Origin of the sequence: uncultured Chryseobacterium sp., assembly GCF_936933875.1 — a bacterium.
In the GTDB taxonomy this organism is placed as follows: Bacteria; Bacteroidota; Bacteroidia; order Flavobacteriales; family Weeksellaceae; genus CAKZIK01.
Map to the genome: position 1 here is coordinate 1 of NZ_CAKZIK010000082.1, position 23,775 is coordinate 23,775.

Below are 23,775 nucleotides of genomic sequence, written 5' to 3' on the forward strand. Positions count from 1 at the left end.
ACTGTTTTAACTCCTTTTTTCTGATTGCCCAGAAGACTTTTTCAGTGGCCTCGAAGAATTTCGGAGATTTTTTATTTATCATTCATAATTCATCATTGACGAACTATTCCCATTCAATCGTAGCAGGTGGTTTGCTGGAAATATCGTATGTTACTCGGTTGATTCCGCGAACTTCGTTGATAATTCTGCTCGAAACGGTGTCTAAAAATTCGTAGGGAAGCCTGCTCCAGGTTGCCGTCATAAAATCTGTAGTATTTGCGGAACGAACAACCGCTGTGTATTCGTAAGTTCTTTCGTCTCCCATTACTCCGACAGATTTTACCGGAAGTAAAACAACAAATGCCTGTGAAACCGTTTCATACAGTTTATTTTTATACAGTTCTTCAATGAAAATATCATCGGCTTCCTGAAGAATTTTTACTTTTTCTTCATCCACTTCTCCCAAAATTCTGATACCTAAACCGGGACCCGGAAAAGGATGACGATGAACCAAATGATGCGGAATTCCCAATTCCTCTCCTACTTTTCTTACTTCATCTTTGAAGAGTTCGCGCAAAGGTTCCAATAATTTAAGACCCATTTCTTCCGGCAAACCTCCAACATTATGGTGTGATTTAATCACCGCAGAAGGCCCTTTTACAGACTGACTTTCGATAACGTCGGGATAAATAGTTCCTTGTGCTAAAAAAGTAGCGCCTTCAAATTTGTGAGATTCTTCATCGAACACAGCAACAAATTCATTTCCGATGATTTTTCTTTTCTGTTCCGGGTCGGAAATGCCTTTCAGTTTGGATAAAAATCTTTCGGACGCATCTACCATATCGATTTTCATGTGGAAATGTTCACCGTAGTTTTCCATTACTTTTTTTCCTTCGTCTTTGCGCAAAAGTCCGGTATCAACGAAAATACACTGCAATTGGTCTCCAATTGCCTTATGAATAAGAACTGCTGCAACGGAAGAATCCACGCCGCCAGAAAGTCCGAGAATTACTTTTTGGTCTCCCACTTTTTCGCGGATTTCTGCTACGGTTTGGTCGATATAATTGGTCAGTTTCCAATTTTTTGGAGCTTTACAGATGTTGAACACAAAATTTTCAATCATTCTTGCGCCTTCTTCCGTATGCGAAACTTCCGGGTGAAACTGAACGCAATAAATCTTTTTGGATTCGTTGGAAATAGCAGAGATAACATCTGTTTTTGCATTGATGCAAAATCCTTCCGGAACTGTTTCCACCTCATCAAAATGGCTCATCCAAACGGTTGAAAAACGGCTTACTCCTGAAAGCAAAGAATTGGATTTTTCAATCTGAAGTTTTGCTTTTCCGTACTCTCCTTTTTCGCCTTTTTTAACAGTTCCGCCCAAAAGATGAGTGGTGAGCTGCATTCCGTAACAGATTCCGAGTACAGGAATACCCTGTTCGAAAAGTTTTTTATCTACCAAACTTGCGTTTTCTGCGTTTACTGAACTTGGACCTCCTGAAAGGATAATTCCTGAAGGATTTTTGGCTAAAATATCGTTTAGGTCTGTATTGAAAGGCAAGACTTCTGAGTATACTCCCAATTCGCGGATTCTACGTGCGATAAGTTGGTTGTACTGCGAACCGAAGTCGAGGATGATAATTCCGTTATTCATTTACTTTTTATTTTTTCTTTCTATTTTGGAATAGTGTAGCGCAAAAGCGCTAGATAATTTTTCCTGATTTACTTTCTTAAGGTGCAAAGTTTTTGGACTTTGTTTTTATTTCAAATCTTCTTTAGAGTTTCGAATTTCTAGCCCCGATTGCAGCGGTTACCCCGCAGTGAAGGCGCGAGCGAAGCGAGCGCCGAAACGAGGAGTATGAGCGGAAAGCGGGAAATAGCTTCTAAAGATTCATAAAAAAAGACGTGAAAATTCACGCCTTTTATATCTAAAATTTCCCGATATCTTCTCGGTACATTTCGTAATCGAAGTGAATTGTTTTGGCGTCTGCATAGACTTTTTTGCGTGCATCTTCGTAAGAATCTCCCGTCGCAACAAGACTTAAAACACGTCCGCTTGTGGTAACAACTTTGTCCAGCTGCGCTTTCGCTCCTGCAAAAAGCACCTGACTTTCGGTAACTTTTTCCACATTCTTGATTTCGTAACCGGTTTCATATTTTCTTGGATAACCGCCGGAACACATCACCAAACAAACGGCTTTTTTATCGCTGAATTTCAGCTCTACATCGTTTCCTTTAAGGCAATCGTTAATAACATCCAACAGTTTATTTTCCATCAAAGGAAGGATAACCTGCGTTTCCGGATCTCCCATTCTCATGTTGTATTCCAACAGGTAAGTTCCGTCTTTAGTAACCATTAAACCGAAGAAAATAAACCCTTTGAAGTGAATATTATTCGCTGTAAGTCCAGCCAAAGTTGGCTCCAAAATATTTTTCTCGAAATCTGCGTAATGTTCCGCAGTAAACTCTGGACTTGGCGCTACAGAACCCATTCCACCAGTGTTTGGACCGGTATCTTTGTTTCCAGCTCTTTTATAATCTTTTGCTGCGATACAAGGGAACAGTTTTGAACCATTGGAAAACGCAATAACAGAAGCTTCGAATCCTTGTAAAAATTCTTCAATAACCAACCGAATTCCGGCATCGCCGTAAATTCTTTCAATCATGAATTTGTGAATGGTTGATTCTGCTTCGTCCAAACTTTCTGCAATTACAACGCCTTTTCCACCCGCAAGTCCGCTTGCTTTGATCACGATAGGAAGCTGCTGCTTTCTAACATATTCTATAGCGTCGTTATAAGCATCAAAAACTACTGCTTTTGCTGTCTTGATATTGTGCGTCTGCATAAATTTTTTGGAGAAAGCCTTGCTTCCTTCCAGTTCTGCAGCTCTTTTTCTTGGTCCGAAAATTTTAAGACCGTGGTTTTTGAAATCATCCACAATTCCCTCTACCAAAGGAGCTTCGGGACCAACAATTGTTAAATCTATTTTTTCCTTTATTGCAAAATTTCTTAAGCCTTCTACTGTATCTTCGTTAACGTTTTGTCCCAGTTTTTCGGTTGTTGCATTGCCTTTGGCAAAGTACATTTTAGAAACACGGCTGTCCTCGCTAAGCTTTACCGCAATAGCAGATTCTCTTCCACCGTTTCCAACTATCAATACTCTCATTATAGTTTATTTACTGTTTTTGAATTCTACAAAAATACTAATTTGAAAGGGGGTTTACAAGTTAGCAATTGAAAAAAATGTCTTAATTAAAGTTAATTTTTTTAGTGCAGGAAATGACGCATTCCGGTCATCATCATCGGGATTTTATGCTCATTTGCAGCATCAATTGAATCCTGATCTTTCATACTTCCACCAGGTTGAATGATAGCTTTAATTCCCTGTTCTGCACATAAATCTACCACATCTCTAAACGGAAAAAACGCATCAGAAGCCAAAACCAAATCGCCTGAAAATTTTTCTTTTGCTCTTTCTACAGCCTGTTGAGTAGCCCAAATTCTGTTCACCTGTCCTCCACCAATTCCCAAAGCTTGAACTCCGTTGGAAACAACTATTGCGTTGGATTTTACATATTTTACGACTCTCTGAGAAAACAGCAATGCTTTTTCCTGTTCTGAAGTTGGCTGAACTTCGGTAACGACTTTAATGTCTTCTGAAAATTTGGAATCGTTGTCCTGAACGAGCATTCCACCGTCGATTTTCACCCAGGTTTGTTTATCGGAAACCGGATTTTTGATTTTAATGATTCTAAGATTTTTCTTTTTTCCTAAAATTTCTAGAGCGTCCTGGTCAAAATCTGTGGCCATCACGATTTCTAAGAATGTTTTGTTGAGTTCTTCCGCAGTTGCAGCATCTACTTTGTAATTCATCCCGATAATTCCCCCGAAAATGGAAACCGGGTCACATTCAAATGTTTTAGCGTAAGTTTCTAAGGCAGAATTTCCAATTGCGACTCCGCAAGGTGTAGAATGTTTCACTGCGCAACAAGCCAGTTCGTTTTTGAATTCGTTCACCACTTTCCAGCACAAATCCATATCGCGAAGATTATTGAACGACAATTCTTTTCCGCCCAAAATTTCGAAATCCTTCATTGCTCCGTTTTCAAATGTAGAAACATAATAAGCGGCACTTTGATGTGGATTTTCGCCATATCTTAAATCTGAAACTTTTTTGTAGGAAGCGTTTAGGTAAGTTGGATATTCTTCTTCCAACAACATTCTTGAAATTGCTGCATCATAAGCTGAAGTCAGGTTAAAAACTTTACCTGCCAGTTTCTTGCGCGTTTCAATCTTTGTATCACCACTTTCAGCCATTTCATTCTGAACTTTTGCGTAATCTTCAACATCGGTAATTACCGTAACTGTATCAAAGTTTTTAGCCGCAGAACGCAGCATTGAAGGTCCGCCAATATCAATGAATTCTACTTTTTCTTCAAGTGAAATATCTTTATTTACGTTTTCGAAGAACGGATAAAGGTTTACGATCACCATATCAATCAGTCCGATTTCGTGCTCCTGAACCGTTTTCATATGTTCCTCGTTGGAACGAACCGCAAGAAGTCCGCCGTGAACTTTTGGGTGTAAAGTTTTCACTCTGCCATCCAACATTTCAGGGAAATTGGTGATTTCATCAATTTGGATTGGATTTAATCCCGCGTCTTTCAAATGTTTGAAAGTTCCGCCTGTGGAGATGAGTTCGAAGTTGTTTTCTTCTAAAAATTTAGCAAAATCAACGAGACCGGATTTATCGGAAACACTGATTAAGACTCTTTTCTTTGACATTTATTTTTACTTTTTATTTATTTTAAACACGAGGTGGTGCACTGAGTTTTGCTCGGGGAATAGGATTTTTTTTACTAGCCAATTTTTCGAAGTAGCATTCCCCTCTTTCGAAGGAGGGGTGCCGAAGGCGGGGTGTTAGAAAGGATTACTAAATTTTTCAATAATAAAATCTTCCAATTCATTTATAACATTTTCCAAATCATTTCTTATTCTTCTGTCTTCAATCCTAATTACTTCAATCTTCAGAGATTTCAAATATTTATCTCTGTCGCTATCATATTCTTTTTTAAACTCGTGACTACTCCCATCAATTTCAATCACAATTCCCAAAGATTTCAAATAAAAATCAACAATATAATTGCCAATAATCCTTTGTCGATCAAAATCTAATCCGTGAAAAGTACCATTTCTAACTTGCTTCCAAAAAATCACTTCAGACATCACATTGCCTTTTCGCAAACTTCTTGACCTTGAAAGCAGTTCTTTGTTTTTTGGCAAAACTCCAACAGACCTTCGGAAGATTTCAATTCCGTTAATATGAGTAATTGCTTCTTTTTTCATTTACTTTTTACACACCCCGTCCTTCGGACACCCCTCTTTTTAGAGGGGAAAATTCAGAACTTTATCAATCGCTTTCGGGAAAATCTTATATTCCACTTCATGAATTTTTTTGGCTAAAGTTTCCGGAGTGTCATTTTCATCAACCGCAACTTTTCCCTGCAAAATTACTTCTCCTTCATCAATTCCCGATGTTACGTAATGAACAGTAGCCCCGCTTTCCTTTTCTTTAGCATCAATCACTGCATTATGAACATTCATTCCCCACATTCCGTAGCCGCCGAATTTTGGCAGCAAAGCGGGATGAATATTGATGATTTTTCCTTCGTATATTTTGCAGAACTCATCATTTAAAATGGATAAAAATCCGGCAAGGACGATTAAATCTGTATTTTCAGGAAGAATTTTTTTCAAATTTTCAGAAAATGATTTTCCTCTTTTAATTAAATGATGTTCTATTCCGTGATTTTCTGCACGCTGAAGTCCGTAACAATCGCGGTCTGCAACGACCATTGTGACTCTTGCATTTCGGATTTCGCCAGAATTGATACACTCCAAAATCCTTTCGAGATTGGTTCCGGAACCGCTGATGAGGACGACTATGTTTTTCATTTTGCACTATGTATAATGTACAAAGTAAAATGTAAAATTCATCGTACTTTGTACATTGTACTTATTACATTTTACAGTAAAGTGATTTTTTCAGAATTTTCTACAATTTCACCGATTTCGTAGGCATCATCCAGAATTTCCAAAACTTTGGAAGCATCTTTTTCATCAACAATTACCACCATTCCCACTCCCATATTGAAAGTTCCGAACATTTCCATTCGATCAATATTTCCACGCTTTTCGCATTCTAACATAATTGATGGAATTCTGATTGTTGAAGTATCAATTTTTGCAGATAGTCCATTCGGAATAATCCTCGGAACGTTTTCGATTAAACCGCCTCCTGTGATGTGTGCAATTCCGTTCAGTTCTAATTTTTCAAGCAATCTGTGAATTGGGTTGTAATATAATCTTGTCGGAACTAATAGTGTTTCATGAATTGGTTTTCCTTCAAATTCTTCATTAAAATCCGGGAAAATTTTTCTTACCAAAGAAAAACCGTTGCTGTGAAATCCTGAACTCGGCAATGCAATAATTTTATTGCCTTTTGAAATTTTAGAACCGTCAATTACTTGGTCTTTTTCGACAATTCCAACGCAAAAACCCGCAACATCGTAATCTCCGGGTTGATACATTCCGGGCATTTCGGCTGTTTCACCACCAATTAATGCGCAGTTGTTGTCTTTGCAGGCATTCACCATTCCCATTACGATTTCAGCGGCAACATCTGCATCGAGCTTTCCACAAGCCAAATAATCCAGGAAAAATAAAGGTTTTGCGCCGTGACAAAGAATATCGTTTGCACACATCGCGAAACAGTCAATTCCGATGCTGTCGTAGTTTTTGGTATCCAAGGCGATTTTCAGTTTTGTTCCGACACCATCTGTTCCGGAAACCAAAACCGGATTTTTATACCCTGAAATTTCATAAAATGCCCCGAAACTTCCCAATCCGGAAAGCACGTTTTTGTTGTGTGTTTCTACGACGGCAGATTTTATTTTGTCAACTGTTTTGTAGCCTTCTTCTTTATCGACACCGGCAGATTTGTAGGTGTTGCTCATTTTAATTTGAGATTTGAGATTTGAGATTTGAGATTTGAGACTCAAAAACAAACCGCGATTAAACTTTCATTTTTTTGAACGCTCTTGCTGTACATTCAGATTTATTTCAAACTTTTAATTTAGAATTCATTAATTTTTAAAACAAAAAAAGCCGACAATCTTGCAGACGTCGGCTTATTATGGTTTGGTGGCGCAGAATTCGTTTCCAAAATTTTGGAATTTTTCTTTTTCTGAAAATGGTTTCTGCGTTGGCATTGTTCAAAAATTACAAATGCGAAAATAAGAATTTCTGCCGACTTCTGAAAGCTAAAATTATCCACAAAATTTTTCAGTATTCTTATTTCTGAACTTAAAACCTTATTTTTGCACTTCAAAAAAGTAGAAAAATGGCTTCAGGTTTCTTTGCAATTTTAGATGATATTGCAGCATTAATGGACGATATTGCGGTAACTTCAAAACTCGCAACCAAACAAACTGCAGGGATTTTGGGGGACGACCTTGCTGTAAATGCAGAAAAAGCTACAGGTTTTCTTTCTTCGAGGGAAGTTCCTGTGTTGATGAAAATTATGAAAGGTTCCTTCATCAACAAATTGATTATTGTTCCTGTTGTGTTTCTTTTGCAATGGCTTTTTCCGCCTGCAATAAAAATTATTTTGGTAATCGGTGGACTTTACCTTGCTTATGAAGGTGTGGAAAAAGTGCTCGAATTTATTTTCCATCGCCACAAAGACGGGCATGAAGTAATTGAAGATATCGAAGAACCTGGAAATGTGGGTGAAGATGAGGAAAAAGCGAAAGTAAATTCTGCCATTCAAACTGATTTTATTCTTTCGCTGGAAATTGTCATTATTGCGCTGGCTTCCGCAAAAACAGGTTTTGAAACTCTAAAATCGCAGTTCGACCCGCTTTTGGTGGAAATTTTAACAGTTTCTGTGGTTTCCATCATTGCAACGGTAGGAGTTTACGGAATTGTGGCGCTTATTGTAAGAATGGATGATGCAGGTTTTAAACTCATCAAAAAATCAAACGGAAAAGGGTTTTTCAACACATTGGGCGAGCTTTTGGTGAAAGCACTTCCTTGGGTAATTAAGGCTTTAGGCGTTATCGGAACCATCGCTTTGATTTTGGTTGCAGGAGGAATTTTCGCACATAATATCGATTGGTTTCACCATCATTTTCTGCCTGATGTTTATCCTACCTTGCGTGAAGCGTTGCTTGGAATAATAGGCGGATTACTTATGGTTCCTATCTTTATGCTGTTTAAGAGAGCATTCCGATTTGTAAAAAAGAAAAAAGCAGCAAAATCTGTTTAAAATAACAAAGAGCGTCCCAAAAAAGACGCTCTTTTTTTATTGCAAATTTTTGATTATTTAGCCGAAAAATAGTCTTTAACGGTTTGCAGTTTCTTTGCGAATTCTGCTTTTTTCTCCTCATCAATAATACCTTTTCCAACTTCAAAACTTTCTTTGAATTTTGGCAAAACAAAGTTTGTTAAAACATTTGCTCCACTGAAAGGTGCCCGTTTCATAAACATTTCTGAAACATTTTTTCCACCGCCTGGACCTGGAGCTGTTGAAAGCAAAAACATGGGTTTTTCGCCAAAATGTTTACGCTCTTTAATTCTTGAAACCCAATCGAACGTGTTCTTGAAAGCCGCAGTGTAAGACGAGTTATACTCTGCCAAAGAAATCAGCAACAAATCCGCGCCATCTATTTTTTCTGCAAATTTTTGCGCCAAAGGATGAACGCCAATTTCTTTTTCGCGGTCGCTGCTGAAGATGGGCATTTCATAATAGTTCAAATCGAGAACTTCTACTTCTGCACCATCAAACTGAGATGATGCCCACTCCACCAATTTTTTATTGATTGAATCGGAAGAAATACTTCCTGCAAATGCAACAATTTTCATTTAGTTTATTTTAGTTTATTAAATATTTTGGCAATTCCATAGGAACTTCCATTAAAAGGACTTCGGCATCTTCCGTTGCTTCCAGTGTGAAACTATCAGTTTCCCAAATTCCCAAAGCATCTTTGGTATTTAAACTTTGTTCGCCAATTTTTGCTGAACCTTTCAAAACAAAAACATAAACGCCGTTTCCTTGTTTTTTCAGGTGATATTCTTTACTGAAATTTTTTTCAAATTTAGCTAAATAAAACCAAGCATCCTGATGAATCCAAACTCCTTCATCATCGGCATTTGGTGATAAAATTTGCTGAAAATCATTCGGTTTTTCATTTTCTTTGATGTTGAGTTGATTATATCTTGGTTCAACACCTTTCTCTCTCGGAAAAACCCAAATCTGCAAAAATTTTACGGCCTCATCTTTATTTTTATTGTACTCGCTGTGGTAAACTCCTGTTCCTGCACTCATCACCTGAATTTCACCTTTTCTGATGACAGAAGTTGTTCCCATTGAATCTTTATGCTCCAAATCTCCTTCTAACGGAATGGAAATAATTTCCATGTCTTTGTGAGGATGTGTCCCGAAACCCATTCCTTCAGAAACGGTATCATCATTCAGCACCCGTAATGCACCAAAATGAACTTTTTCCGGATTTTGCCAATTTGCAAAACTGAAACTGTGGTAAGAATTCAGCCAACCATGATTAGCATGTCCTCTCGAATCTGCACTGTGATATATTGTTTTCATTTTTTTGATGTTTTCTGATTTACTGATGCAAATTTAAGTTTGCAAAATCGTTTTTACATTGATGTAGGGTAAGAAGGAAGATGAAGGATGAAGGATGAAGGATCCACTTTTTTAAAAAAAGATTCCGCCAAGAATTTGACGGAATCTTTAATTATTGAATTTGAAATCTTAAATTAAAAATGCACCTGCTGAATTTCTTCTTCAACTTCCAGCTGAGATTCCCCGGAATCTGCTTTCACCAAAACCATAGTCAAAATCGCTGCTAAAATCATACAAACTCCACCAACTACAACATAACCCATCGCCATTTTTCCGAAAACATTGGCTACAATTGGTCCACCAAAAATACCGTTGATAATCTGCGGAATTACGATGAAGAAATTGAAAATTCCCATGTAAATTCCCATTTTTCGGGATGGAATACTGTCAATCAGCATCGCATAAGGCATTGCGAGAATACTTGCCCATGCAAAACCAAGTCCGATCATCGAAATCCAAAGCATATCTTTTCCGATAAAATTCATCAAAATCAAACCTAAACCACCGCAAGCCAAAGCCAAAGCGTGGGTCTGTTTTTTACCAATCGCTTTTGCGATCGGTGTTAAAAGAAACGCAAAAGGAATTGCCCATAAATTGTATAGTCCGAACAGTTTTCCGGTTAAATTTCCGGCTTCATTAAAGGCTTCGGAATGTGTATCTTCCGGCGAAAGGCCGAAATGATGCGTTGCTAAAGCATTGGTTGTGAAAACCCACATCGTAAATAGGGCAAACCACGAGAAAAACTGCACTAAACCTAACTTTTTCATTTGGTCAGGAATTTTGCCAAAATCTTTGAAAATATCCGATAATTTAGAATGTTCTTCCACTATTTCTTTTCCGTCAGCAAATTCAGCAAATTCCTGCGGTGAATATTCTTTCGTCGTAACAATCGTATACAAAATTGACAAAATTAAAACTGCAGCACCAACGTAGAATGAATAAATCACGTTATCGGCAACAAAACCTTCCGGCGCAACACTGTTGACTCCCAATTTCGTCAACCAATTTGGCATGTACGAACCTAAAACCGCTCCAATTCCAATCAAAATCGTTTGAACTGAAAATCCCAAAGTTCCCTGATGTTTCGGCAACATATCACCCACCAAAGCACGGAAAGGTTCCATTGCAACGTTGATGGAAGCGTCCATCATTGCAAGAAATATAACCGCCAAAAGCAGAACATTAGCTGCAATTAAATGCGTAACTGAAGCCGCATTCGGAAGTAAAACCAAACCGATGGCACACAAAACGGCACCAATTAAAAAATACGGTTTTCTTCTTCCAAGCGGACTCCAAGTGTTATCACCCAAATGTCCGATAATAGGTTGAACAATAAGTCCAGTGAAAGGCGCAACGAGCCAGAACCAGGAAAGTTCGTGAACATCTGCACCAAGATTGGCTAAAATTCTGCTTGCATTACCGTTTTGCAATCCGAAAGCCATCTGAATTCCCAAAAATCCCATACTCATATTGATAATCTGAGCCATGGAAAGATTTGGTTTAACTTTTTTTGCCATAGTTTATTTGAGAAATTTTAAATTTTGAATTATAAATTCTGAATTGATTTAAATAACAGAGCAATTTAGAAATTTTCCTTTAATAATCGGAAAATTATTTCGTTTTCAGCTGTAAAATAATGGGGTCTTCCAAAGCAGATTTTACTTTGATGACTTCATTAACGTTATCGTTTGGAATTGTCATCGACAACACATACTGCTTAATTTTCCACTGATTGCCAATTTTTTCAAGAACACCACTACCTCTGCAGATTTTCATTTGCGTGTCCAACAGTTCATCAAACCAGGCATACTTTCCGTCTTTGCTGAAGTAAATATTTCTTTTCAGGGATTTGAAACTCCACGCTTTTCCTTTGTCGAAGTGAGGTTTTGCGTAATCCATAAATTCTTTTTTATTCCAGATTTCAGCAGCGTCAGTTCCAATGAAAGTGGATTCTTCAGCATATAAATCAAAATATTTTTTGAAATCGGCGTTGGCAGCGTATTCATTAAGATTATCTAAAACCAAACCAACGTTTTTCTTTTGAACGTTTTCGTAGAAGCCTTTGTTTTGGGCGGTAGCAAAGGTTGCGATGAGTAATGTGACTGCTAAAAGTAAGTTTTTCATATTTTTTATTTATTTATAGTTCTTTTGTCTTGAAACAAAAGAACCAAAAGTTCAAGACTTGGATTTGTTTTGCTAAAAATTTTGAAACCTTTCTAAAATTTCCAAAACTCGGGCAGAAAGTAAACTTAGTATACTTAATCAAGATTTTTGCTGCCACTCAAACAGTGGAAATTTTTTAACGAAAGTTTTCAAAATTTTCTTAACGCAAACAACTCCGATGTCATTTTTTTGCTACAATATCTTTACCTAATTGAAGCTCGCGTCAGGGAATATTATTTCAATTCCAAAACCAATGATGTTTTTCCGGGAACTATAATTTTTCCGTTCGGGTTGATTGAAAAATTCTTCTCTGAAATAACATCTTTTCCGTCTGAAATTCCCTGAAGCATTTCGGAAAAACGGTTCAAATCAAATGTTTGTTCTTTGTCGTTATTGTTGAGAACGACCATCACTTTTTCATTGTCATTGTATCGGAAATACACATAAACATTATTCTGCGGCAAGAAATGTGTTGTTTTACCGTTGTGAATGACAGATTTCCCTTTTCTCCAGTTCAATAATTTTGCCGAAAAGTCATAAAATTCTTTTTGTTCTGCGGTTCTTGAAACAAAAGCGTTTTGAGTATCACCTTTCCAGCCACCCGGAAAATCTCGACGGATATCTGCATCGCCGCCTTTTGGTTTGCTGCCGCGCATTCCTATTTCGGAACCGTAATAAATTTGTGGTGTTCCACGAACGGTGGAAATTAATGTTAAGGCCAACTGGTATTTTTTCGGGTCTGAATTGAAGATTTCGTTAAGCCTTTCTGTATCGTGGTTTTCAAAGAAAACGAGCATATTCTGCAAATCCGGATACAGATAGTCTTCCGTAAAAACATTGTAAAGTTTTATCATTCCTTTGTCCCAACTCGCTTCTTCTGAAAGCGCTTTTGGAATTTCGGAATACAACTGAAAATCCATTACGGACGGTAAATTGGAATTGTAATTGAGAATCTCTCCAATTTTAGAGTTCTTCTGCCAAAATGAAATATCTGCCGCAGAATACATCCATGTTTCACCTACAATATTGAATTTCGGATATTCATCAGTAATGGCTTTTGCCCATTTTGCCATCGCTTCTTTGTCGTTGTAAGGATAGGTATCGACGCGGAAACCACCTAATTCTGCAAACTCAATCCACCAAATGGCGTTTTGGGTTAAATATTTCAACACCAATGGATTGCTTTGATTAATGTCGGGCATTGAAGTATCAAACCAACCGTCCAAAGCCAATTTTGTATCAACTTTTGAAGCGTTTGGGTCCATCTGCGAAGTTGTTTTGTAATTGGAACGCACAAAACCTTTTTCCCCGTTTTCAAACCAGTGAATCCAGTCTTTCATTTGTAAATCCTGAATCATCCAGTGCGAAACTCCCCAATGATTTGTAACATAATCGAGCACCAATTTCATCCCGCGCTGATTGAGTTTCTGAGACAGTTCGCGGTATTCTTCGTTGGTTCCGTAACGCGCATCAATTTTATACAAATCTGTTTGCGCATAGCCGTGGTACGTAGTTTTCGGTTCGTTATCCTCGCAATCCGGTGTTAACCAAACTGCTGTTGCTCCTAAATTTTGGATATAATCTAAATTATTGATAATTCCGCGTAAATCTCCACCATGACGACCATTAGGTGCGCTACGGTTGGCTTTTTCAGTTAAATTTTTGTTGGAATCGTTGCTGACATCACCGTTAGCAAATCTGTCGGGCATAATGAGATACATGACGTCTTTTGAAGTGAATGATTCTCTGTTGGCGGAATTGGGATTTCTTTGCTTGAGTTCGTAGGTGTACGAATTGACCAACTTTTTGCCGTTTTTCAGATTGATTTTGAATTTCGGAACGCTGATTTCGTTGGTGTTGACCGTTACAAAAACGTAGTTCGGGTTGTCAACTTTTTGGATGTCTTTGGGTTGAATTCCGTCTGAAAATTCTAAAGTCTGATTGGCGATGTTTTTTCCGTAAACCAAAATTTGGAGTTCGGGATTTTTCATTCCTTTCCACCAAAAGGCCGGTTCTACTTTTTGGATTTGGGAAAATGCCAACGAACTAAAAAAAAGGAACGTTGAAGCAACTATTGTATGTATTTTCATGTGATTTGTTAATAGCAAAGGACGCAAGTTTATTTTTTTATTATTTTTTTCTAGGAGGCAGAGGCGCTTTGTTTAGCAAATTTTGGTTTTCAATGGCGCGAGCGAAGCGAGCGCCAATTTAGCAGTTAGTTATCACTAGCCCCGATTGCAGCGGTTACCCCGCAGTGCAGGCGCGAGCGAAGCGAGCGCCGAAACGAGGAGTATGAGCGGAAAGCGGGATAAAGCTCATAAAAAATTTCACGAATAAATTTACGAAAATATTCTTCATTCAAGCAGTTTTTGAGATTTTATTGGCGAGCCAACTGACGTAAAATAACTGGAAACTGTGATAAATCATCACCGGCAAAAGGAATAAAACTTTTTTTTCATCCGGAATTCCAAGAACCAACACAAATAAACTGCCGTGAACAAGGGATTTTTTGGAACCACAAAATGTTGTCGTTATCACATCTTCCCGACTGAATTGTAGTTTGATTGCAATGAATTTTAAGATTTCGTAAACGATGAAAAACAGCAGGACAACGCCGATCGCAAGCCAGATAAACTGTACCGTTGGAATGGTGGAAAAAATTCGGTTGACAAACGCGCTTGAAAAACTTTCGTAAACGATGAGCAGAATGATGAGACGGTCGAATTCTGCGATAATTTTTGAATATTTGGTGACGAAATTTTTGAAAATTGGATTCAGCAAAAGTCCGAGAATGATGGGAAGTAAAACTTTAAGCAACAACTGTTGAATGATTTCGCCCTGATTGCCTTCTGTTCCAGAGTTTTCTCCTAAAAACGGACTCATTAAAAGCGGCGTCATCACAATTCCAATCAATCCCGAAATGGAAGCGTTGAAAATGGCGGAAGTAACATTTCCATTTGCGATTGAAACCATTACGACCGATGAAGAAACTGTTGACGGCAAACTCGCCAAAAAAAATACGGAAACCCAAAGCGGAAGAAACGTAGTGGATTTTACAAATGGATAAATGAGTAAAACCACCAGCGGAAACATAATAAATGTTCCGAATTGCACGAGCAAATGCAGTTTCCAATTGGAAATATCTTTGACAACTTCTTTTAAATTCAGTTTTAAACCATACAGCAAAAATATTCCGGCAATTCCCCAATCGATGAATGTTCCGAGGTTGAAAATTTGGTTGTATTCTTCACGGTAGGGAATGATTTTTCCGGAAATTACCATGAGAAGTAAGAGCAGAAGGAAGATGTTTTGTTTGTCTAAAATTTTAGATTTCATTTTTTCTAAGCATTATGTCGCACCTCTGGCGTTCTATTTTTCGGTTCGTGCGTTCTATACCAACATTTATAGGCTTCTCCGATTGCCATCAAAAACCCCGGAATGATTCCGGGGCTATTAATACACTGCTTCTGCAAAGCTCAACAAATATTATAAAGGCTTCACGGAAATCGCGTAACCCCCGCTTCTTGCTAACTTCATTGGAAGTTTTGAAGTGGATGTCACCGTCTTCTTGTAGATTTTATACGACTGCGGATTGTTGATGTAATCAGCATTATCGCCGTCTGCATAAACAGTTGCTACATATTTTTTACCTTTAGGTAGGAAAGAGAAATCTACTGTGAAAGTTCTTGCATTTTCATCTGTAATTCCGCCAACATACCATTCATCTTTTCCTTTGGCTTTACGCGCCGTGTGGATGTAATCTCCAGGTTCTGCTGCCAAAATTTTGGTATCGTCCCAATCTACCGCAACATCCTTGATGAACTGGAACGCATCTAAATGTCGTGCGTAGTTTTCAGGTAAATCTGCGGCCATCTGAAGCGGAGAATACATCACTACATACAGCGCCAACTGCTTTGCCAAGGTTGTTTTCACAAAACGCTTGTCGCCGGGAAAATAATAATCGAGTTTGGTTTGGAAGATTCCCGGCGTGTAATCCATTGGTCCTCCCATCCATCTTGTAAATGGCAAAATGGTTTGATGGTCGGGATTATTTCCGCCAAACGCCTCGAATTCCGTTCCACGAGCGGCTTCTGCACCAATCCAGTTAGGATAGGTTCGGCTTTGTCCGGAAGGTCTCATTGATTCGTGTGAATTCACCATGATTTTATGCTTCGCCGCTTCCTCAACTACTCTGTAATAATGATTAACAGTCCATTGAGAATAATGATGTTCGCCTCGTGGAATGATATTTCCAACATACCCAGTTTTCACGGATTTGTAACCGTACTTGTTCATCAAATCGAACGCAGGAACCATCCATCTTTCGTAATTCGTGGCAGAACCCGAAGTTTCATGGTGCATCATCAAAGTCATCCCTTTTGAATGTGCATAATCATTCAACATTTTGATATCGAAATCCGGATACGGTGTGATGAAATCGAAAACAAATTCTTTGGAATGACCGAACCAGTCTTCCCAACCAATGTTCCAGCCTTCAATTAATAAAGCATCGAAACCGTTTGCTGAAGCAAAATCAATGTATTCTTTTACTTTATCATTGTTGGCGGCGTGTTTTCCGTTTGGAGTAAGTTTTGAAAAATCTGTTTTTCCGATGTGTACATTATTGGCTGTTGAGTACGCCCACTGCGATTTTCCGATAATCATTTCCCACCAAACACCCATGTATTTTGTAGGTTTGATCCACGAAGTATCCTTGTATTCTGTAGGTTCGTTCAAATTAAACAACATTTTCGAAGCCAAAACCTCTTCTGCTTTGGGTGAAGCAATAATGGTTCTCCACGGGGAAACAGCCGGGGTTTGAATATAGCCTTTCGCACCTTGCGCATCGGGAGTTAAGTGCGTTTTGAATTTATAATTCGGTGCATCAAGTTCAAGGTTGGATACAGGATAATTGATTACTGCTGCTTCAGCAAGATTGATATACAACTGATCTTTTCCTTCTTTCTTCATCATCAATGGTGTCTGAACGGCATTTTTGATTAAACTTTGAGAAGCATTTCCGTCGTAAGATTTTGGCCAACGTGCTGGAACTCCTGAAAGCATCGTTTCCTGAGTTTGGTATTCCTGCGAATCGTAATCTCCGGCTAACCACCAGGCTTTTGCATCCCAAGGCAAATCGATTTCGGAATCTTCTTCTTTGATGATGAAATAGTTTAAATTTTTCTGTTCTGGGAACTCATATCGGAATCCAAGACCATCATTAAAAAGTCTGAACTTGATGATGATATGTCTGTCATTAGCAGGCTGATTCAATGTTACAGCCATTTCGTTGTAATTATTTACATACGATTTCTTTTCGCCCATCACAGGATTCCAGGTTTCGTTTTTGGAATCTCTTGTTTCGGCAGTTTTTTCGAAACCGTTATCCAAATCCTTTCCTTTCTGGTCTTTTCTTTCGATTTCAGAAGCAAACTGAATGTCTCCGTCTTTTAGAATTCTTAAACCAAGTTTAGAATCTTCAACAACCGTTTTTCCTTGATATTTCAAGTTGTAATAAGGAACCCCGGATTTCAGTTGGAAATTCATTTCAAATTTTCCGTCGGGTGATTTCAGCGACTGTGCATTTAGCATTAAACCTGAAGCAAAAAGAAACAATGCTCCAATTATATTTTTTCTCATATCAAATTTTTAACAAAGGTTTAAATTTATGAAATATTGCTGAATTTTGTTTGATAACCATTCAAATAAAAACAAAAAAATCTGCAGCAAAGGCTGCAGATTTAAATTTATAAGATATTATTGATTATTTTTTAACAAAGATGTATCTACCATCTAAATCGTTAAAATAAATATCATAAATACCTTCACTTTCAAGAATTACATTTTCTCCTCCCTGAACACCTTGTCCTGAGATTCCAGAAATTGGCTGAAGAACTTTTGTAGGTCCCCAGCTTACTGCCCAATCTGAATTTGCTCGGAACTTCACTTCTCCTGCTGGAAGAGAAACATCTTTAGCAGTCCACTGATGTGCATCGAAAGTAGATTTCTCCAATGGGAAATCACTGGACCATCCTGTGAAGCCACCGATTAATCCAACAAAATCATAAGTAGTAGCAGAAGCAGTGTAAGGAGTGATGCTGTAAGTTTTAGCCACAATATCCATTTCGAAAGTGTAATATCCGGCAGCCGGTATATTGAATGTTCCAGGATCAGAAGCACTTCCGTCGTTAAACGTTAAAACTCCACCATCTTGTCCCCACTGCGGTTGCCATGAACCTTTCTTTTCAATTACTTTAAATCCTCCTGCTTTGAAATAACCAACAAAAGTAAATTTATTAGTATTTGAAGGATCTCTGAACAACGCCTGGTTGTTATTATCCGGATTCCAATCTGCAGCTACAGCTTCTCCAACCAAATACATATCTTTGAACGCAACATAAGGAGTAATATTTACAGTAACTACGTCTGAAGTAATGTTAATTGTCCCTCCAGTAGATTTTGTTGTTGCAGTTACTCTAATGTCATAATCAGCAGCAACTTTTGGAGCTGCACCCAATTTAAGAACCGCATCATTCAATGCTTTGTTAGTTAGATCTAAAGTTTTAAGATTATTAACAAAACCTGCAGACACAAAGTTCGTCGTTCCTTTTGGAGCAATCTCTACCAAATAGGTAACGTCTGTTCCATAACTAGCATAATCTGTCCAAGTAACTGTTTGTGCTGCATCATTTGGAGCAGCAGAGTTCAGAACAATTACTTTTCCTGCTGTTGGAGCAGTAATAACCGGTTTTGCAGACGGATAAGGTGTTACATCAAAAGAAATTGAATTAGAAACATACGTTCCTGTAATAACTCTTACATATACTTTTTGCGAAGTATATGGTGAATATCCACCTTGCAATAAAGCTGTATTTAAAGCTCCGATTGTTGAACTGTAAGTATTATCTGTAGCAGTTCCCAATACAATTGGCTTTGCAAAATCCGCAGTTGATGACAACTGAACTGTATAAGGCTGTCCTCCTCCTGCATTGTTATCCCAAGTAAGTCTGAATGGGTTGTTTGCCATTGTAGGATACAAAACATTTGAACTTAATGTTGTATTATATAGCTTAAAAGACGGATCAGCTGTTGTCCAATCTCTGTCTGCGTCATTGGCACAAGATCCAAAAATGAATGGGATTAATATTGCTGCGAATAAAAATTTTAATATATTTTTCATAATCTATCTTTTAATTATTGTGCTACAACTGATAAAGACTGGTCTTTAGCATTGATCGTAATCTTATACGTACCTGTTGTACCAGTGAATTTCATATTTTCATCACCATCCTGAATAATATTGGTTGAAACCTGCTTGAAGTATCTGTATTCAGGTCTTGTACCATCCTGATCAATACTGTAATTCAAACCAGACCAGTTTTGCTGACCTAAAAATCTGAAAGACTCGCCACCTTTCAAGGTAGTGGTAATGGTAGAGAATTCTTTCGTCTTTGTAAGCATTATTGCCTCTTTATCATTCCAACCTACAGGTGAAGCTCCACCAACAAGATAGAAGGTAGGATATTCCAGTTCGTAGGGCGTAATCATCAATGAGGTAACATTCGATGATGCAGCCAAAAGTGCAGAAGCTCCTAAATAAGAAGTCACTCTTATATACATTTTAGCCGCGACTTTTGGTGCAAGACCAATTGCTTCTGCAGCTTTATTCATTTGGCTTACGGTATAAGTTACCGTTCTTGCAGAACCACTTACAGAACCAATGGTATAAGGATTTTTAAATGTAGCATCGGAAGAGGCTTCAATTTTATAATTGACTTCTGTTGGAACGGTGTATTCTGCTGCCGTCCATGTAACATTCAAAGCGGGGTTGTCTGGAAATTTTCCATCTAGGAACAAATTCGTGTTGGAGAGATCTACTGCAATAGGTGCCGTTTGATTATCAACTTGTATAATTTCACGATCCTGACAAGCAACTAACCCTATAAGCATTAGAAGCGCCAAGAATAATTTTCCAAAAATTTGATTTTTTTTCATTTCAAAAAAATAATAAATTATTAATAACCTGTATTCTGAACCAGGTTCGGGTTAGCTACAAGATCTTTTGCCGGGATTGGATAAAGATTTCGGTAATCTGCCACAGCATCACCATCTTTAATACCTCCTTTCCAAGGCCACAGATAAGAAGCTGTTGTAAATTTACCGTATCGTATAAGGTCTGTTCTTCTGGTCATTTCCCAACCGAGCTCTCTTCCTCTTTCATCAAGAATGAAATCTGCGTTAATTGTTGTAACAGGAAGTGCTCCAGCTCGTTTTCTGATAGCGTTGATGTAACCTAAAGCAGTAGCCATATTTCCACCACCACCTCTTACAGTAGCTTCAGCATACATTAGATATACATCTGCAAGTCTGTACAAAGGGATATCCGCATCAACAAAGTCGCCAGAACCGTTTGTAGGACCATCAGAGCCTTCTGCTCCAGTGCTGGTAATGTTTTTGTATTTGATGAAAGCATAACCGTCAGCAAAATTACTTAGATCATTAATTTCCAAAGTTTGTCCGTTTGTATAAAAGTTACCTCTTTTGTCAGCAGTACCGGCTCCACCAAACAGGTTTACATAAGCTTTTGTAGTTCTTAAACCACCCCAACCTCCGTTGATACCGAAATCTTTTGCCGCCATTTTTCCACCAACGGCAGCATGAACCATATAAGTTGTACCGCCAAAAGTTTTAATATGAACACCGTCAAATACAACCGGGAAAATCACTTCTGGATTGTTTTTATCGTTGTCTGCCAAGAACAGCGACTGATAATCAGATTTCAAAGAGTAACCAGCACCAATTACCTTATTAGCGTAGGTAATAACATCGGCATATCTTGTTGTACCAGTATAAACACCAGCATTAAGATATAGCTTAGCCAGCAATGTCCAAGCTGCAGCCTGATCCGCTCTACCATATTGGTTAGTTCTAGCAGCTTTCAAATCTGTTGCGCAAGCCAAAAGCTCAGTTTCAACATATTTGAAAAGATTAGCTCTGTCGATTCTTTGTGGAGGTGTTGGAGATCCCGGAAGATAAGTTTCATCTGCAAAAGGTACGTTTCCAAACAAATCCAATGCATGATAATAAGACTGAGCTCTTAAGAATCTCGCTTCAGCACGCATATATTTAGCTTCTGTAAGATTATCTCCTGTAATATTATTAGAAGCCAGTTTTTCGTCTGTAGTGTTTCTCAAAAATTCGTTACAGAAAGCAATTTCCGTATAAAGCCTGTAATACATTGCTGCAATAAATTCATTGGAAGAATCCCAAGTCATTTTGTGAACAGTTTGTAAAGTACCGTCGTTCCAAGCGATTACAGCTTGATCGGTTGGAAGATCCTGCAAGGTGAACAACTGTCTTGTGTACTGAGAGAAGTTACCATCGATACCACTGATATCTGCATTTCCACCGGCTGAAGCATTACCTCCATGCGCTAAACCTCCATAAAGTTTTGCTAAAGCATTCGGATAGTTTGCAAAATCGGAATATATAGCTGAGCTGGTTGTTTCTGTAATAGGAGCTCTTTCAAGGTCGTTTACACAAGACCCAGCTGTAGAAAGCAATGCAATTACCGCTAAAGAACTTACTATAGTTTTTAAATTTATTTTGTTAGTCTTCATTTACTTTTTTATTTAAAATTGAAAATTTAACCCTAGTGAATAAACTCTTGGCATTTGATAATAACCGTTATCAATATTACCGTTAACTTCTGGGTCAACACCTGAGTAATCTGAAATTACTAAAGCATTCTGAACCATGCCGTAAACTTTGAGGTTGCTTCCGCTAGATAAGAAATCACCAAAGTTATACCCCAGGTTTACATTATCTAATCTAAAGAATGAAGCGTCCTCTACATAAATATCAGAGAATAATTCGTTTCCTTTAAATGCATATTGTGCAGCTGAGGAAAATACATTCTGAAGATATTCATTGGTAAGAGCTGAGTTAATTGAACTGTTCGAAGCAGCATTGTTATAAACATAGTTTCCTAATACCGCTCTTGCGCTCAAACCAAAATCCCATTTTTTATGAGTTAGTTTGGTAGAGAATCCTAGCAACGCATCCGGAGTTGTAGATTTGTAGAAGTATTTATCAGATGCACTGATCATACCATCACCGTTTCTATCAACATATACCCCATCAAGTGGTTTTCCGTTTGCATCATAAACTTGTTGATAAACCAAAAATGAACTTGGAGCGTATCCAACAGCATGAGCCTGAATAGTATTACCTACACCACCTGTAATACCACCAGTTGCGACAAAGTAATCATCACCGGCGTTTGCAATAAGTTTGGTAACTTCTGGTTTGTAATGCGTAGCATTGAAGTTCAAGTCCCAAGTAGTATTTTCTGTTTTAACAGGAGTTAAGTTAAGTGTTGCTTCAATACCTCTGTTTTTCATGTTACCAACGTTCAACCAGTTGAAGTTACTCAAATCACCAGCAGCAACAGGGCTGTAAACTAGTAGATCTTCTGTATCTTTCTGGAAAACATCAATTGAACCAGAGATTCTGTTATTAGCAAAACCGAAATCCAAACCTAAGTTTTTAGAAGTTGTTGTCTCCCAAGTTAAGTATGGGTTATAGATGTCTGGTCTGTACATTCTGTAATAATCACTTCCAAACTGATATTCTGCACCAAGCTGGCTATAGTTATATTTAGCAAATGCCAAATAATTTCCTACTTCCTGTTGTCCTGTTTTACCCCAACCTGCTCTTAATTTCAAAGTTCTGATTCCTGAATCTTTCAAGAAATCTTCTTCATTAATTTTCCAGGCAACAGAAACACCTGGGAATGTACCCCAAACGTTATCAGTAGTTCCGTTATAGAATCTTGAAGAACCGTCTCTTCTGGCAGAAGCAGAGATGATATACTTGTTTGCGATGGTAAAAATTGCTCTACCATAGAATGACAGCAATGTATTTTGACTTTCATAAGCATCACTTACATCAGGTAATTTTGTAGCCTTACCATAGTAAGTTGTTGTTGCAGGTGTATTTGTATAAAAATCCTGATATGCATAACCAGCTGTTAAATCTACATTGGTATTAAGCGAAGTAATTGTTTTAACATAATTAAAATATGTTTCTAACAATTTGTTCTTTTTCTCTTGCTCGTAAGTGTTCCACGAACCTTCATTAGCATAACCAGACTTATAGATACCAGAAGTTCTGTTTACACCTTCTCCTTTTGTATAATCGTATCCGGCGTTTACATTAAAATGTAATTCCGGAAGGAAATGGAATTTGTAATCTAACTGAACATTTCCTAAACCTCTCCATACAGAAGATAAGTTTCTGTTCGCAGCGATAATAGCAAGTGGATTCGCATTAGCATTAACGTTTAGACCTCCGTTCAACAACCACTCGTAGTAACCTCCATAGTTAGAGTTTCCAGAGTAAACAGGCTGTGTTGGATCAAAATATGTTGCGCTTCCAATAACGCCTCCTGCAAGGAAATGATTATCGGTAAATGTACCTTTCAAGTTAACATTCACAGATAAGTGATTATCCAAAAATTTAGGGCTTAAGTTTAAACCAACAGAGGTTCTTTTGAAGTCATTATATTTTACAATACCATTTTGGTGGTTATAACCTAAAGATAAACGGTAAGGCAAACCTTTAATACCTCCAGAGAATGCAACATTGTTGTCAGTTCCCCAAGCCGGCATATAAATTAAGTTTTGCCAGTTGGTATTGGCAGTACCTAATTTAGATTTGTAATTGTCATTGGCATACTGATTAACAAATGCTCTGTATTCATCAGCTGAAAGTACATCAACATTTGCCATTTTTGTAGAAACTGAAGCTAATGTTGAAAAATTCACCTTGAACTTTCCAGCAGAACCTTTTTTAGTAGTAATCAAAATTACACCGTTAGACGCTCTGTTACCATAGATTGCAGCAGCAGATGCGTCTTTCAGAA

General features: G+C 37.9%; 18 protein-coding genes. 1 reads left to right on the top strand and 17 read right to left on the bottom strand.

Annotation, left to right across the window (positions count from 1 at the left end):
• Positions 1-103: 103 nt before the first annotated feature.
• The 6 genes from guaA to purM all read right to left on the bottom strand — a co-directional run bounded on the left by guaA (position 104) and on the right by purM (position 6,996).
• Positions 104-1,633, bottom strand: a complete 1,530-nt coding sequence (gene guaA, locus Q0252_RS11500; protein WP_297986461.1) for a glutamine-hydrolyzing GMP synthase — start codon at positions 1,631-1,633, stop codon at positions 104-106.
• Between the two features lie 274 nt (positions 1,634-1,907).
• Complete coding sequence (purD, locus tag Q0252_RS11505; protein ID WP_297986463.1) at positions 1,908-3,146, bottom strand: phosphoribosylamine--glycine ligase; 1,239 nt, start codon at positions 3,144-3,146, stop codon at positions 1,908-1,910.
• 101 nt (positions 3,147-3,247) lie between these two features.
• Positions 3,248-4,765: a bifunctional phosphoribosylaminoimidazolecarboxamide formyltransferase/IMP cyclohydrolase gene (purH, locus tag Q0252_RS11510; RefSeq protein ID WP_297986465.1), complete on the bottom strand. Its 1,518-nt coding sequence runs from the start codon at positions 4,763-4,765 to the stop codon at positions 3,248-3,250.
• A 135-nt stretch (positions 4,766-4,900) separates the two neighbouring features.
• Entirely contained in the window at positions 4,901-5,326 is a 426-nt protein-coding gene (locus Q0252_RS11515) for an endonuclease domain-containing protein (protein WP_297986467.1), read from the bottom strand.
• A gap of 39 nt (positions 5,327-5,365) precedes the next feature.
• Entirely contained in the window at positions 5,366-5,935 is a 570-nt protein-coding gene (gene purN, locus Q0252_RS11520) for a phosphoribosylglycinamide formyltransferase (RefSeq protein WP_297986469.1), read from the bottom strand.
• Between the two features lie 71 nt (positions 5,936-6,006).
• Positions 6,007-6,996, bottom strand: coding sequence for a phosphoribosylformylglycinamidine cyclo-ligase (gene purM / locus Q0252_RS11525; RefSeq protein WP_297986472.1), 990 nt, complete (start codon positions 6,994-6,996; stop codon positions 6,007-6,009).
• A gap of 386 nt (positions 6,997-7,382) precedes the next feature.
• Here purM and Q0252_RS11530 point away from each other — a divergent pair, with 386 nt between their 5' ends.
• Positions 7,383-8,309, top strand: coding sequence for a DUF808 family protein (locus Q0252_RS11530; protein WP_297986474.1), 927 nt, complete (start codon positions 7,383-7,385; stop codon positions 8,307-8,309).
• Between the two features lie 53 nt (positions 8,310-8,362).
• Here Q0252_RS11530 and Q0252_RS11535 read toward each other — a convergent pair whose 3' ends face one another.
• The 11 genes from Q0252_RS11535 to Q0252_RS11585 form a co-directional block, all read right to left on the bottom strand.
• The gene (locus tag Q0252_RS11535; protein ID WP_297986477.1) at positions 8,363-8,905 is read right to left on the bottom strand and encodes an NADPH-dependent FMN reductase; all 543 of its coding nucleotides are present in this window, start codon (positions 8,903-8,905) and stop codon (positions 8,363-8,365) included.
• A gap of 10 nt (positions 8,906-8,915) precedes the next feature.
• Positions 8,916-9,647: a pirin family protein gene (locus Q0252_RS11540; protein WP_297986479.1), complete on the bottom strand. Its 732-nt coding sequence runs from the start codon at positions 9,645-9,647 to the stop codon at positions 8,916-8,918.
• 173 nt (positions 9,648-9,820) lie between these two features.
• Positions 9,821-11,203: an MFS transporter gene (locus tag Q0252_RS11545; protein WP_297986482.1), complete on the bottom strand. Its 1,383-nt coding sequence runs from the start codon at positions 11,201-11,203 to the stop codon at positions 9,821-9,823.
• Positions 11,204-11,297: 94 nt separating this feature from the next.
• On the bottom strand, positions 11,298-11,810 hold the full coding sequence (locus Q0252_RS11550; RefSeq protein ID WP_297986484.1) for a nuclear transport factor 2 family protein: 513 nt from the start codon (positions 11,808-11,810) through the stop codon (positions 11,298-11,300).
• 272 nt (positions 11,811-12,082) lie between these two features.
• Positions 12,083-13,939, bottom strand: coding sequence for a glycoside hydrolase family 13 protein (locus Q0252_RS11555; RefSeq protein ID WP_297986486.1), 1,857 nt, complete (start codon positions 13,937-13,939; stop codon positions 12,083-12,085).
• Positions 13,940-14,207: 268 nt separating this feature from the next.
• On the bottom strand, positions 14,208-15,185 hold the full coding sequence (locus Q0252_RS11560) for a bile acid:sodium symporter (protein ID WP_297986488.1): 978 nt from the start codon (positions 15,183-15,185) through the stop codon (positions 14,208-14,210).
• Positions 15,186-15,335: 150 nt separating this feature from the next.
• Positions 15,336-17,489: a glycoside hydrolase family 97 protein gene (locus Q0252_RS11565; RefSeq protein WP_297986490.1), complete on the bottom strand. Its 2,154-nt coding sequence runs from the start codon at positions 17,487-17,489 to the stop codon at positions 15,336-15,338.
• Positions 17,490-17,613: 124 nt separating this feature from the next.
• Positions 17,614-19,029: a SusE domain-containing protein gene (locus tag Q0252_RS11570; RefSeq protein ID WP_297986493.1), complete on the bottom strand. Its 1,416-nt coding sequence runs from the start codon at positions 19,027-19,029 to the stop codon at positions 17,614-17,616.
• 14 nt (positions 19,030-19,043) lie between these two features.
• Positions 19,044-19,844, bottom strand: a complete 801-nt coding sequence (locus tag Q0252_RS11575) for a SusE domain-containing protein (protein WP_297986494.1) — start codon at positions 19,842-19,844, stop codon at positions 19,044-19,046.
• 20 nt (positions 19,845-19,864) lie between these two features.
• A complete protein-coding gene (locus Q0252_RS11580; RefSeq protein WP_297986497.1) occupies positions 19,865-21,469 on the bottom strand; it encodes a RagB/SusD family nutrient uptake outer membrane protein in 1,605 nt (534 codons plus the stop codon).
• A 12-nt stretch (positions 21,470-21,481) separates the two neighbouring features.
• A partial coding sequence (locus Q0252_RS11585; RefSeq protein ID WP_297986500.1) for a SusC/RagA family TonB-linked outer membrane protein occupies positions 21,482-23,775 on the bottom strand: 2,294 nt, incomplete at its 5' end.